10 protein-coding genes are annotated in these 13669 nt (G+C 49.3%); 2 read left to right on the top strand and 8 right to left on the bottom strand.

Features of this window, described 5'->3' with window-relative positions; all coding sequences use genetic code 11:
* Nucleotide 1: 1 nt before the first annotated feature.
* The 5 genes from BFC18_RS10585 to rppH form a co-directional block, all read right to left on the bottom strand.
* Nucleotides 2-835 (bottom strand): thymidylate synthase, encoded by an 834-nt coding sequence (locus BFC18_RS10585; RefSeq protein WP_070125532.1) that lies wholly within the window; start codon nt 833-835, stop codon nt 2-4.
* Nucleotides 832-1659, bottom strand: coding sequence for a prolipoprotein diacylglyceryl transferase (gene lgt / locus BFC18_RS10590; protein WP_070125533.1), 828 nt, complete (start codon nt 1657-1659; stop codon nt 832-834). The genes BFC18_RS10585 and lgt overlap by 4 nt, the downstream gene beginning before the upstream one ends.
* 2 nt (nt 1660-1661) lie before the next feature.
* Nucleotides 1662-2468 (bottom strand): sulfite exporter TauE/SafE family protein, encoded by an 807-nt coding sequence (locus BFC18_RS10595; RefSeq protein ID WP_070125534.1) that lies wholly within the window; start codon nt 2466-2468, stop codon nt 1662-1664.
* A gap of 88 nt (nt 2469-2556) precedes the next feature.
* Nucleotides 2557-4848, bottom strand: a complete 2292-nt coding sequence (gene ptsP / locus BFC18_RS10600; RefSeq protein WP_070125568.1) for a phosphoenolpyruvate--protein phosphotransferase — start codon at nt 4846-4848, stop codon at nt 2557-2559.
* A gap of 34 nt (nt 4849-4882) precedes the next feature.
* Nucleotides 4883-5419 carry an RNA pyrophosphohydrolase gene (gene rppH, locus BFC18_RS10605; RefSeq protein ID WP_070125535.1) on the bottom strand — a complete coding sequence of 179 codons (537 nt, stop codon included), beginning with the start codon at nt 5417-5419 and terminating at the stop codon, nt 4883-4885.
* A 106-nt stretch (nt 5420-5525) separates the two neighbouring features.
* On the opposite strand from rppH, the gene mutH reads away from it, so the two are divergent.
* Nucleotides 5526-6200 carry a DNA mismatch repair endonuclease MutH gene (gene mutH, locus BFC18_RS10610; RefSeq protein ID WP_070125536.1) on the top strand — a complete coding sequence of 225 codons (675 nt, stop codon included), beginning with the start codon at nt 5526-5528 and terminating at the stop codon, nt 6198-6200.
* A 50-nt stretch (nt 6201-6250) separates the two neighbouring features.
* On the opposite strand, the gene BFC18_RS10615 is transcribed toward mutH, so the two are convergent.
* Complete coding sequence (locus tag BFC18_RS10615) at nt 6251-7315, bottom strand: hypothetical protein (RefSeq protein ID WP_070125537.1); 1065 nt, start codon at nt 7313-7315, stop codon at nt 6251-6253.
* 35 nt (nt 7316-7350) lie between these two features.
* A complete protein-coding gene (locus BFC18_RS10620; protein ID WP_070125538.1) occupies nt 7351-8856 on the bottom strand; it encodes a CYTH domain-containing protein in 1506 nt (501 codons plus the stop codon).
* Nucleotides 8857-9077: 221 nt separating this feature from the next.
* Here BFC18_RS10620 and BFC18_RS10625 point away from each other — a divergent pair, with 221 nt between their 5' ends.
* Nucleotides 9078-9695: a TIGR04211 family SH3 domain-containing protein gene (locus tag BFC18_RS10625; protein WP_070125539.1), complete on the top strand. Its 618-nt coding sequence runs from the start codon at nt 9078-9080 to the stop codon at nt 9693-9695.
* A 92-nt stretch (nt 9696-9787) separates the two neighbouring features.
* Here the strand turns inward: BFC18_RS10625 and putA are convergent, their stop codons facing one another.
* Entirely contained in the window at nt 9788-13585 is a 3798-nt protein-coding gene (putA, locus tag BFC18_RS10630; RefSeq protein ID WP_070125540.1) for a bifunctional proline dehydrogenase/L-glutamate gamma-semialdehyde dehydrogenase PutA, read from the bottom strand.
* Nucleotides 13586-13669 lie beyond the last annotated feature (84 nt).

The raw sequence follows: 13669 nt of genomic DNA on the forward strand, positions 1-13669 counted from the left end.
GCTATATCGCTACCGGCGCTTTAATATGCGGGTGAGACTGGTAATTTTGCAGCTCGAAATCTTCAAAAGTGAAAGCAAACAAGTCTTTCACTTCAGAATTAATACGCATTGTTGGGCTAGGGAAAGGCTCGCGAGCAAGTTGCGTTTCGGTTTGCTCCAGATGATTGGAGTACAAATGGGCATCGCCAAGGGTATGAATAAATTCACCAGGCTCAAGGTCACAAACCTGCGCGACCATCAAAGTAAGCAACGCATAGCTGGCAATATTAAACGGCACGCCTAAAAATACATCGCCACTGCGCTGATAGAGCTGACAGGAAAGTTTTCCGTTTAATACATAAAACTGGAACATGGTGTGGCAAGGCGGCAGCGCCTGACGGCCATTCGCAGCATTTTCTTTTGGTGACACGGTAGTGTCTGGCAAGACCGCTGGATTCCAGGCACTAACGATAAGGCGGCGTGAATCAGGGTTGGTTTTAATTTGCTCAACCACATCTTTGATTTGATCGATGGTGGTGCCGTCACCGGCATCCCAGCTTCGCCATTGGTGGCCGTAAACCGGACCAAGTTCACCTTCATCGGTAGCCCACTCGTCCCAAATTGATACACCGTTTTCTTTCAGGTAGCGAATGTTTGTTTCGCCTTTCAAAAACCACAGCAACTCATGAATGATGGATTTCAGATGACATTTTTTGGTTGTAACTAATGGAAAGCCTTTCGCCAGATCGAAACGCATTTGATAGCCAAATACACTCAGGGTGCCTGTACCTGTGCGGTCTTCCTTTTTAACGCCTTCGTCTCTTACGTGGCGCATGAGTTTTAAATATTCTTTCATGCCGATTTCTTATCACTGTTTTTTATTGTTGGTTCGGGTGATTTACGTAGATATGCCCACACCATGAGGCCAGCGCCTAGCATGATCATGGGTATACAGAGTAATTGCCCCTGGCTCAAGCCAACGGAGTAGAGCCCGATATGCTGGTCGGGTTCGCGGAAATATTCAACAATGAAACGGAAACATCCGTAACCGAGTAAAAACAACCCGCCGACGGCGCCGGTAGGTCTTGGTCTGGCTGAATATAACCACAAGATAATAAACAACAATACACCTTCCAGCGCAAACTCGTAAAGCTGAGAAGGATGGCGAGGATGCTCACCGGCACCAGGGAAAATGATGGCCCAGGGCACATCTGTGGTTCGGCCCCACAATTCGGCATTCAGAAAGTTACCAATACGCCCCGCACCTAAGCCAATAGGAACAAGCGGCGCGACAAAGTCGCCAATTTGCAGGAAGGTGGCGTTCATACGTTTGGCCTGCCAGGCTAAGGCCACTAGCACACCTAACAAACCGCCGTGGAAAGACATCCCACCGGTCCATATCCGGAACAAATAGGTGGGATCTTCAATGAACATATTAAACTGGTAGAACAGCACGTAACCTATGCGGCCGCCAAGGATCACACCCACGAAGCCCCAAAATAACAAATCGCTGAGCTGTTCACGGGTCCAGGTAGTCTGTGACAAGCGTTTCTGCGCTAACATATAAGCGGCGATGAAGCCGACAAGGTACATCATGCCGTACCAGCGCACACTGAGCGGCCCGATACTAAAAATAATCGGGTCTATATTTGGAAAGACAAAATAACTGCTTTCTGCCATGCTTATTCAATTCCTACAATCATTCTGATACTCACCAGTACAAGCAGTCCTGCGAGGATCTTTTTCAATAACTGAGTGTTCATCCGCTGTCCCAGGCGGGCGCCGAGGTTCGCGGTGAATACCGATGTACACACAATGCCTAAGGTTGCCGGCCAGTACACGTAACCAATGGCTTTTTCTGGTAAGCCAGGAACTTCAGCACCCGTGAATATAAAGCTTGCGGTGCCAAATAACGCCACCACTAATCCACTGAATGCAGCGCAACCAATGGCTTGTCGCACGCCCACACGAAACCAAACCAATGCGGGCACTAACAGCGCGCCGCCACCAATGCCCATTAGCGCACTAATGCCGCCCACTCCAGACCCAACAGCAATCAGCGTGGGTTTAGAAGCTTCATGGCGGGAGGCTTCCCGTTTACCGAAAATCATCTGCGCAGCCACCAGCATTACCAGCACAGCAAAAATGTTTTTCAGTAAATGGCCTGAAATGGCACTGGCAACGAAAGCGCCAGCTACCGCGCCAAAAGCAATACCAATTCCACTGTAGACCACAATATGGCGATCTAAATTCCCTAGCTTTTTATGCGCCATAACCGACGATAAACCGGTGAAAATAATAGTCGACAACGAGGTTGCTACCGCCATTGGCATCACTATGTCAGTGCTTATCCCTAGAAAATGCACCATCAGATACGACAAACAAGGCACAATGATCAGGCCGCCGCCTATGCCGAGCATTCCTGCTAGCAAACCAACAAGTAGCCCCAGCGCCAGGCAACACATAAAAATAATTAAAAAGGGGTCCATGAATACGTCCATTTACGTGAGGCGCGTAGCGTATCATAGAATACACCGGAAAGGGGTTACAGGTATGAAGCGAAAACGACAAACAACATTATGATCCGGCGCGCACCAGGCCGCCAAGTCCCCGATGTTCCAGATAATGATTGATATGACTGAAGACTTCTTCATGAGTGTGGGCAGTGAGCGCTTTCATCAGCAGTTGTCGCGACTCTTCCAGCGATACATTACGAATCACCCAGTTAATTTTGCGCAGATTGTGGGCATTCATACTGAGCTTGCGGTAACCCATTCCCATGAGCAAAATTGCGCCACCGGGCTCGCCGGCGATCTCGCCGCACACCGTTACCGGAACATGGTTCGCATCCGCTTGCTTAACGATATCAAACAATGCACTTAACACCGCTGGGTGATAGCTGTTATACAGTGAAGCAACACGGGTGTTGTTTCTGTCTACCGCCAGAAGATATTGGGTTAAATCGTTACTGCCTACCGAGAAAAAATCGACCTGTTTCGCAAGCTGTGGCAGCTGATAAAGTACCGAAGGTACTTCAAGCATGATACCCAACCTGGGCTTTTCCAACAGCACGTCCATGTCTTTCACTTCGTCTTTTATTTCAAAGAAAGCCTGATCGATAAGACGCTTGGCTTCTTTAACCTCTGTCACCGACGAAATCATGGGTAGCATTATTTGTAAATTAGTCAGGCCAATACTTGCCCGCAACATCGCCCGTACCTGCACCAGAAAAATTTCCGGATGATCCAGGGTAAGACGAATGCCACGCCAACCTAAGAAGGGGTTTTCCTCGTTAATTGGAAAGTACGGTAGCGGCTTATCGCCGCCAACATCGAGTGTACGCATGGTGATGGGTTGTTCAGGCGACGCGAGCAGGATTTGACGATACAGTTCCACCTGTTCCTGCTCTGACGGAAAACGCTCACGCAACATGAAAGGGATCTCTGTGCGATAAAGTCCGATGCCATCTGCATTCACAAACTGGGTCGCTTCAATTTCTGCCGATAGCCCCGCATTCACGTAAAGTGCCATGCGACATTTATCATGGGTTAAGCACTCTTGATCGGCTTCGGCATCGATACGCTGCGAGAGGGTTTTCTCTTCTTCAATAAGTTGAACAAACTCGTTGCGGATACTCTTTTCGGGCGAAATGATCACTTCACCAGAATACCCATCGAGAAGAATTTCTTTGCCATTCAGCAGCGCAGGCGACACGTTCTGACAACCCATGACGGCGGGTACGCCCATCGCGCGGGCAAGAATAGCTGCGTGAGAGTTGTTCGACCCCCGAATAGAGATAATGCCATTCAGGTAAGCCCGTGGAAACTCGGCCAGCATGGTTGCGCTAACTTCTTCTGCTACCAGAATACTGTCGGCTTTGATGTCAGCGGCAGAAGGCCCCTTGCCTTTGTTATCGTAAAGAATATTGAGCAAGATACGGTTAGACAAATCGATGATATCGATGGCCCGCTCTTGCATGTACGGATCTTCCATACTTTGAAAGCGCGCAGCGTAATCTTCAACAACCATTTTTAATGATGAAGCCGCGTCCCACCCTTCTCGAATTTTCGCTTCCACTTCCCGGCCTAAGCTGTTGGCGTCGAGCAAATGGTGGTACAACTGAAAAATCGATTTCACGTCATCAGGTATGCCTTCATCGAGTCGCCCCGATAAGTCATCGACATGTTTACGGGTTAATTCAACGCCCCGGCGATACAAACGGATCTCAAGTTCTTGATCGTTGCAGCGTTTTACCACCCAGTTTCGCAGTGAAATACTGCTGTCGGTAGAATACCCTGTACCAATGGCCAAACCGGTGGAACCTGCGATACCCCTTACGTTTTTCTGACGCGGCATCGATTCCTGATTCGATGAATAGCTAAGTGCACCGCGGATATCAGCGTTGGTGATTTCCAATGCAAGTTGCGTAGCCAAGGTAACCAGAAACGCTTCTTCGTCTTCACTGAATCGACGCATCGCTTTCTGCTGCATGGTAATAACACCCAGCACTTTGCGCTGATGGATAATAGGCGTACCAAGAAAAGCGTTATAGTTTTCTTCTTTTACTTCCGGGTAGTGTTTGAAACGGGGGTGTTTGTGGGCATTTTCGATGTTCAGCGGCTCTTCCCGCTGGCCCACTAAGCCGATAAGGCCTTCAGAGAAACCAATCCGCACCAGTTCAACGGCATCAGGGTGCAGACCATCTGTGGCCTTTAGAATAAAATCTTGTTGGTCGTAATCTGCCAAATAAATGGAACAGGAATCCACCGCCATGGTTTGCTTAACCCGGGACGCAAGGCGAAACAAAGCCTGATCCAGGTCTGGGATCTGGTTCATTTCCTGAACAATGCGCTTTAACGTGGTGAGTATGTTCCCGGTTCCAGCCACGAAGATGTTCTCCTGTTTAGCCGTTTCGCCTACGCTTACGATGTCGCTTATTTGAGGGGTTTTGTGCTGAACGCTGTACAACAGGCATCGCAACGCCAGCAAATTCTTTCATCACTTTCCGGTAAACATCACGTTTGAAAGACACCACATTGCGAATGGGATACCAGTAACTAACCCAACGCCAGTCGTCAAACTCGGGATGACCGGTTTTAAGTACGTTGACATCTTTTTCGTGACAATCCAGTTGCAGTAAAAACCACTTCTGTTTTTGTCCGATACATACAGGCGAGCTCCCTTGGCGAATTAAACGCTTCGGCAGTTTGTAGCGCAACCAGTTGCGGGTAACTCCTAAGATAGTGACATCTTTTTTTGTTAACCCTACTTCTTCGTGCAACTCCCTATACATAGCTTGCTCTGCAGTTTCCCCTTCATCAATTCCGCCTTGTGGAAACTGCCATGAATGCTGACCATAACGCCTTGCCCAAAACACCTGACCCATTTTGTTGCAAATCACTATGCCCACATTCGCACGGAATCCGTCGGCATCTATCACATAGACTCCCGGGCACGATAAACTTTTCTATTTACGCATTCTTCCATAAACTATAGCCCTTTCAAAGCATTAATCCATATTCATCGAATATTCCGAGGAGAGCGCCTTGCAACCGCCTGAAACCGCACCATCCAGCCCACAGGAATTACTGGACCGCAGTTATCAAATTGCCGGGGTGACGCTGGGCGAGTTGGCCGCCATGGCGCAGTTAGCGATTCCGGCGAACCTTCAGCGCCACAAGGGCTGGCCGGGTATGCTTATTGAAAAATGGCTCGGCGCAACAGCGGGCTCAAAGCCGCAACAGGACTTTCCTGAACTGGGCGTTGAACTAAAAACCATACCCATTGATCAACAGTTTAATCCGCTGGAAACAACGTACGTTTGCTATGCGCCTTTGTTAAGCAAGCCGGGCATTACCTGGCAAACATCGAATGTCCGCAATAAATTGCAGCAAGTGTTGTGGGTGCCGCTAGAAGGCGATCGCAGTATCCCGCTGGCTGACCGTCGCGTCGCCACGGCTTTTTTCTGGCAACCTAACGAACAGGAAGATGCTATTTTGCAACGTGATTGGGAAGAGTTAACTGAGATGATTGTGCTAGGTGATGTTGAAAAAATCACCGCGCGACTGGGGCAAGCGCTGCATATTCGCCCTAAAGCGGCTAGCGGCAATGTACTCACCGATGCCATGAACGCAGATGGAGAGCGCATTCGTACTCGCCCTCGGGGCTTTTACTTACGCACGTCGTTTACCGGCGCAGTACTACACCGTCATTTTGGTTAGTGCCCATCTGCCTGCGCGGTCAATACGAAAGAGCAACCTAACCTCTTTGTTCAACCCTGTTTGCGGATGTGATTCATCATTGCACCACTGAGAAATTGCTCGGAGTGAATACCAAGTCGTTTCGCTGTAGCCGCCAATTGGCTGTCTTGACTGAGCAACTCACTTTTCGCGTAAGCGAGGCGGTATTGATACACGAAACTTCTGAAGTCCCGCTTTTCCAGCAAGCGTAATGCAATAACCATGGTGGTTGGGTCTGCGTTGCACTGTTGTGCAAATGCTTTAAGTTGTAAGCCGGGCTTTTTATACGCTTCTACCGACGACATGGCTTGTTCAGCTTTAACTAAGGCTTCACGCATCACGCATTGTTGCGCCTTGAGTTCTGCCAGACGATGATAATCCAGTGGAGAGGGAGAGGTATGTTGCGGGCGGATAACTGCAATAAATGTCTGCAGCATGGCAATCGCAAACAGCAGATTAAACAAGGACTGCCAGAACGTAATATTAAAGAAGCCGAACGCACCGGCGGTTACCAGCAACACACAACAAAAGCCTAGCCCGACACTAATTCCCATAGCACCACCAAGCCAACGCACTTTGTATTCTCTTACATCAACCACTTGGCAGGATAAGTAACGATGGTAATTCTGAATCATTTCTGTGATCACGATGCCCATCACCAGCATGCCGAATCCGGTTACCATGTAGGCGAGATACAGCGCCCAGTTTTCGAGGGGATGCCCCACGGGAGAAGCCTGTAGCCACGTGGCTTTTTCACTGGTACTCACAAACCAAAGTGGTATCTGAGCAAGTACCGTAATCCCCACAGGCACCCATAACAAAGGTTTGGATGGACGAGGATTATCAATAACCAGCAATTTTACACTGCGATAAAGCAAAGTAAGACAGAGCAAAGGCACAAAAACCAGTAACGAGGACGCGGCCGCCAGCGGCAAGCCGAAGGCTCGAATAATTTCATCAACCAGAATGAGGGGCCACACGGCCATTGCTGCCGCTACCCAGTTTGCGCCAGCCACACGCTGTTTTTCACGGAAAAACTGGAACAGTAGTACCGCATAAAGCAGAAACAAAACCAAAAGGGTGTAGCGATGCAACATAGGTGTTTTCCCTCACGTCCTCTTCAGCAACTGGATTACCAGTAAATATCGCCTTGCATACCCGCTTGTCGGGTTCTTTCCATTACACTCATCAGACTGACAATCTTCTCATCAATCCAGGTGAATACGTCGGTCACATCGTCAAGCTCAGATTCCTGAGACATAGCTTTTAGCATCATTAGCGCTTTGAGTTCATCAATACCGGTTAAGATATCGAGCCACGGCGCACGGAAATGATGCCTGTCGTCATCGAACAAATCAGCCAACAGAAACCCGTTCCACAAAGTTTGTCTAAGTAGCACGCCAATTGCCAGATAATTTTCGGGAGTCATGGTACGCGCAGCAGGCATGGTTTGCTGCACCGTTTGCCAACCCTGTGCCAGCCACCCTTGGGCGTGTTCCATTACCGGTACATCGTAGGCTCTGGAATGGTCGCGCCAGGGCTTTTCGTGCAATATTTGCGAAAGCAGTAATTTAAGTCGGTTAGTCTGTTTGTTCAGTAACAATTCTTCAGGGTGATGCGCATGAATCAATCCTGCTTTTCTGCCTTGTAAGTAGCTAAGCAATGCCGGATAACGGCTTAGGCATTTATTAAACAAACTTTTCTTCGACAACAAATAGCGCAGGCTTTGTAGATCATCTTGCCACAACCAGCCTTGAACGTATCGTGTGAGTAATTGGTGAACCGACATCAGTTGCGGGCATTGCAGCACAGGAAGATAAAGGGTGACGGTTTGTAGCAGCAGACGAATACTCTTTACAATTTCACCCAGCATTTTTACTGAGCCCGTTTCATAGAACAAGTGCTCGTGCTTTTGCCAGTGCGACAGCGCCAGTTGAATGGCCTTACAGAACGCGTCTTCGGTAGAGGTGCCGTGATTGAGTGCAAGGTAGCCTTGCATAGGAGAAATCACTGGCGACAAGCCATTAAGGAGTTGATACCCCTGCGCGGCTTTCGACACATCACTCAAACGTACCGGCATGTTCTCAACGATAAGCTGACTCAGGGTGAACAAGTCTGCAACCTGGCCCTTTTTCAGTTCCAGTTCAATTTCTCGAATGGGCGAACTGTTTTTACCGGTAATGGCTTCCCCTTCGTCGACAACAATTTCAACCAGAGCATCCTGCCACGCCACATTGAACGTGGTTCTAACAAAGTTAGTACTGAATTGACGCTGTAAGTCTTGATTAACGGTTTCTACCTGCCAGTCATCAGGCCATACGTCTTTGGGGAAGAGGCGCAAATCAGGTTCAGCGGTTTCTAAATCAACGTTGTACTCGGCACGTTGGTGCAGCCCGCCGCTGATTTTGCCCTGAGTTTTCATGGTTTGTTCGAACTTATCGTCGAAGCCACGAACACGAAAACCCATTTTTGCAGTTTGGAAAATATGTTCCGCAGTATCGTAGTAATCGTTCTGTAAGCGCATTTCTGCTTCGCGGTTAACGGAATAACCAGCGCGTTCAAATACGGGCAGAACGTTGTCGATAAATGCAGGTAACGCGCTTTCGCGCGTCACAAATTTTATTTCTATTTCCGACATAAGAGATAAAGGCAGGTCGGTCGATGATTAGTAAGACACAATACCTTCGTATAGGTTTTTTCGCAATGTATGTTAGACCTAAGTCGTTCATTGCACACTCTTTGATGTCACGAAAAGTGAACTGTATGACGAGTTGCCGGTCCAAACAGGCGGTCAGGCTTGCCTTTCATAAGAACAGCCAATACCATCACAACGTTTCTAACAACCACTACGGACGCACTATGTTACGAAAATGGCTGACCATTGCTCTTATTGGTCTATCCTTTCAGGTTTTTGCACAACAGCAGGATCCTATTGAAGAATCTCTGCAGGAAGAAGCTTCTTCCTCAAATTACATCCGCGATGACCTGTTTGTCTTCCTGCATGCGGGTCCTGGTCGCAACTACCGTATTCTTGGTTCGGTAGGCGCAGGTACGCCAATCACCGTGCTCGATCGCAACAGTGAAGCCGAGTTTACTCAGATTAAAGACAACGAAGATCGCACAGGTTGGGTTGAAACCCGCTTTGTCAGTAATGAAATGTCGCAGGCAGAAAAGATTCCTCTGCTTACCCAACGCCTCGCTGACAGCGAAGGCAGCCTGCAAGGTTTACGTACTGAAAACGATCGCCTGAAGCAGCAACTCAGTGCGGTACGTCAGGAACTTTCCGCCCTGAAGTCTGAAACCGGCGATCAAACCACGGAAATTACGCGCTTAACCAACCAGCTTGAAGCACAAAGTAAAGACGAAATGATCAAGTGGTTTACCTGGGGCGGCATTGTCGCTGGCGGTGGTGTGCTACTCGGCGTCATTCTTACTTTCCTGCCGAAGAAGCGTCGTCGTAACGACGAGTGGATGTAACACGCATCCCGTAATTCTATTTGCACATTAACGAAAAAGGCGTGCTTCAAATGAAGCACGCCTTTTTTAGTTTCGTTGGATTGGAAGACCGATTATTCGTCGTCTTCCACCAGCGTCATCAGTGATGTGTTACCACCCGAAGCGGTGGTATCAATACTGATGGTTTTCTCTGTTAACAAACGCTGAATGAGGTTGTCGTTATATTCTGCGGTAATTACCGGCAGAATAGCCCCTTCACGAGACGATAACATGGCAGCAATTTGCGCAGTACGCTCGGTATGTGAATCGACAACCACACCCGATAAGTGCTCGTTCATCAGCAAATCGTTCAAGTGACTCAAACGGGCTACCTGGAACACACCTTCTGGCGCGCCGGTTTTCAGGAAGTGCTTTTGGAATTCCAGTGCTTCGTCGTAGAACAAGTCAGAGACAACAGACACAACCACGTTACCGGTGGCCAGTGCAGTAACAATCGACAATGTCCAGTACTCGAAACTTACGCCTTTATCCGCGAAACAAACCAGAACACCACGTGGTTCAAGATAGAGCTTATTCGACTCACCGGTTGGTCCGGGTAATTGCTTGGCCTTCGCCATGGTGCGCTCGATAGTGGTTAACTGCTGACGAGACGTGGCGAGTGTGCGGTTAAGGTCGTCGGCTAATTCATCAACGATATCCACTTTTGCCAGCTTAGCCAGCAACTGACGAACCATGGAAATACGGTCGTTCAGTGCAGTATGACGCCATTGTGTTTCAACATTCACCCCTTGCGTCATCAGGCGCACGGCGGCTTCTGCATCTTTCTTCTCGCCGCTTAATGCAGCATCGAGGTTTTCAATATCGTCAACCTGAGAAGGCTTAGGTGTAGCACGCTCTTGCATAAGACGGCGTAAGTAGTTCGGACCACCCGCTTTCGGGCCGGTACCAGAAAGACCGCGACCACCAAATGGCTGCACGCCCACAATGGCACCAATCATGTTTCGGTTCACGTACACGTTACCGGCACGGCTGCGAGCAGCCAGCTCGTTCGCGCGTTCTTCGATTCGAGAGTGAATGCCCATGGTCAGGCCGTAACCGGTGCTGTTGATCTTGTCGACAACGCTACCGATTTCCTTACCTTTAAAGCGCACAAGGTGAATAACCGGACCGAAAACTTCTTTTTCCAGCACATCAATACTGTCAATCTGATACAGCGTAGGTGGATAGAAGAAACCGTCGCCGCAGTTTTCAGGTAATTCACACTGATACAACAGCTTGCCTTTACCTTCCATGTAGCTTTCGTGATCTTTCAGGTTTTTAAACGCTTTCTCGTCTATCACCGGCCCCACATCTGTGCTTAACAATGCTGGATTGCCAATGCTCAGTTCTTTCATGGCTCCAATCAGCATGTCGGCGATATCGTCGGCGATGTCTTCCTGCACGTAAAGTACGCGCAGCGCAGAACAGCGCTGACCGGCACTCTGGAAGCCAGAATGCACCACATCATCAATAACCTGTTCAGGCAAGGCGGTGGAATCGACAATCATGCAGTTCTGACCACCAGTTTCGGCAATCAATGGTACCTGTTCGCCACCACGCTCTGCCAATAGCTGGGAGATCAGCGTGCCGGTTTGGGTTGAGCCGGTGAACATTACTGCTTTAATCCGCTCGTCGGGGAGCAGCGTGCTACCCACATCTTTACCAGGTGCAATGATCAGCTGCATGGCATCTTCAGGCAAACCAACGGTGTGCATAATTTCCAATGCGCGTTTCGCTACCATACTGGTTTGTTCAGCAGGTTTAGCCACCACGGTGTTTCCCGTTGCCAGCGCTGCCGCCACCTGACCTAAGAAAATGGCCAGCGGGAAGTTCCATGGGCTGATACAAAGTACAACACCACGGGCCACAAAGCGCTGATCGGCGTCAAGCTCACGGGCACGTACAGCGTAGTAACGCAGGAAGTCTACGGCTTCACGCACTTCATCGATGCTGTCCTGGGTCACTTTACCGGCTTCACGGATACAGATAGCGATCAGCTCGCCCATATGACGCTCTAAGGCAAAGGCGGTGCGCTCAAGAATATCAGCACGCTCTTCTACCGAACGCTTAGACCAGGCCGCAAAACCATTATGAGCATTATCCAGCGCGGTTTTCATCTGTTCGATGTCAGCATAATGGTGGAAGCCCACCACATCGTTTTGTGCTGCAGGGTTTAACACCGCCGTCGCGCCTTCAGGCAACTCGCCATGTACCGCATAGTGCTGTTCCCAGCGCGCTAATTCATGTTGCAACGCGTGCATAGCGTTCACGTCGGTGAGATCCAGACCACGGGAGTTCTCACGCTCCGGCGCGTATAAATCACGGGGCGCATTAATTTGTTTATTGTGACGGGTTTTAAGACGCTGGGTTTTCTCAACCGGATCTTCAAGCAGCGATTCCACTGGCTTTTCATCATCAACAATGGCGTTTACAAACGAGGAGTTCGCGCCGTTTTCCAGAAGACGACGAACCAGATAGGCCAGCAAGTCTTCGTGTTCGCCTACCGGTGCATAAACACGACACTGAATTTTCTCTTCGGTAACCACCTGATCGTAAAGGGTATCACCCATGCCGTGCAGACACTGGAATTCGAAGCCTTCTTTGTCGTCACCGGCCAGTTCAATGATCACCGATGCGGTGTACGCATTGTGCGTGGCAAACTGCGGATAGATAGAATCACGGTAGTCCAACAACTTGTTGGCACAGGCGTGATAGGAAACGTCGGTAGACGATTTTCGGGTAAATACCGGGAAGCCATCAACGCCAGCTTGCTGGGTCATCTTAATTTCGGTATCCCAGTAGGCGCCTTTCACCAGACGCACCATCATGCTACGGCCGACTTCCAGCGTAAGCTTACGTAGCCATTCAATAACATGAATTGAGCGCTTTTGATAAGCCTGAACCGCCAGGCCAAATCCTTCCCAGCCGTCGAGTTCCGGATCGCGGAATACGGCTTCAATGATATCTAATGAGATGTCTAAACGGTCGGCTTCTTCAGCATCTACCGTCAGGCCAATATCGAATTCTTTGGCCATTAAACACAACGCTTTCAGCTTCGGCGGAATTTCCGCCATTACGCGCTCAGCATGAAGGAATTCATAGCGGGGGTGAATAGCCGATAGCTTTACCGAAATGCCCGGTGAACGTTTTGGACCGCGACCCGCGGCCGCTTTACCAATAACCTTAATCGCATTTACGTAAGAGTTATAGTAGCGGTCGGCATCCTTCATGGTGCGGGCACCCTCGCCCAGCATGTCGTAAGAATACACGTACCCTTTGGTTTCTTTGTCTTTGGCGCGCTCAACGGCATCTTTAATGGTTTCACCCATCACGAACTGACGCCCCATTACCCGCATGGCAATGTTCATAGCACGGCGGATAACCGGTTCACCTAAACGACCCAGCGTTTTCTTCAGCAAACCAAACTGTTCGTTACGACGTTTGTCAGCATAGTTCACCATGTTACCGGTGAGTAGCAGGCCCCAGGCTGACGCGTTTACGAACATAGAGTCGGAATTACCAAGATGGGGAGTCCACTGCCCTTTTGATAATTTATCGCGGATGAGTTCATCCTGGGTTTCTTTATCTGGCACACGAAGCAGAGCTTCTGCCAGACACATTAATACAATCCCTTCAGCGGTAGACAGGGAGTATTCATTCAGCAGCGCATCTACGCCCCCATGCCCTTCCTGTTCGCGACGAATTCGCAATACCATCTTTCGTGCCCTTTCCCAGGCACGGCTTCTGGCACGCGGGTTAACTTCTGCAACCGGCAGAATTTGATCTATAGCAGTGGATTCATCAATCCGGTAATGGTCGCGAATACGCTGACGAATCGAAGTCAACGTGTTGAGATTGTCGTTAGTGAGCATTGAAACCCTTCTGTAAATATAATGTGGTTATCAGTCCTACTGATTAATTCTTGCACTCACGTTGCCCGAGGCACACCCAAATAG

This window comes from Alteromonas confluentis (assembly GCF_001757105.1).
Lineage (GTDB): Bacteria > Pseudomonadota > Gammaproteobacteria > Enterobacterales > Alteromonadaceae > Alteromonas > Alteromonas confluentis.

Coding starts and splice junctions, on each gene's coding strand:
- BFC18_RS10620 (WP_070125538.1), bottom strand. CDS start 8,856: ATGTCGGAAATAGAAATAAAATTTGTGACGCGCGAAAGCGCGTTACCT.
- BFC18_RS10615 (WP_070125537.1), bottom strand. CDS start 7,315: ATGTTGCATCGCTACACCCTTTTGGTTTTGTTTCTGCTTTATGCGGTA.
- BFC18_RS10585 (WP_070125532.1), bottom strand. CDS start 835: ATGAAAGAATATTTAAAACTCATGCGCCACGTAAGAGACGAAGGCGTT.
- BFC18_RS10625 (WP_070125539.1), top strand. CDS start 9,078: ATGTTACGAAAATGGCTGACCATTGCTCTTATTGGTCTATCCTTTCAG.
- putA (WP_070125540.1), bottom strand. CDS start 13,585: ATGCTCACTAACGACAATCTCAACACGTTGACTTCGATTCGTCAGCGT.
- lgt (WP_070125533.1), bottom strand. CDS start 1,659: ATGGCAGAAAGCAGTTATTTTGTCTTTCCAAATATAGACCCGATTATT.
- BFC18_RS10595 (WP_070125534.1), bottom strand. CDS start 2,468: ATGGACCCCTTTTTAATTATTTTTATGTGTTGCCTGGCGCTGGGGCTA.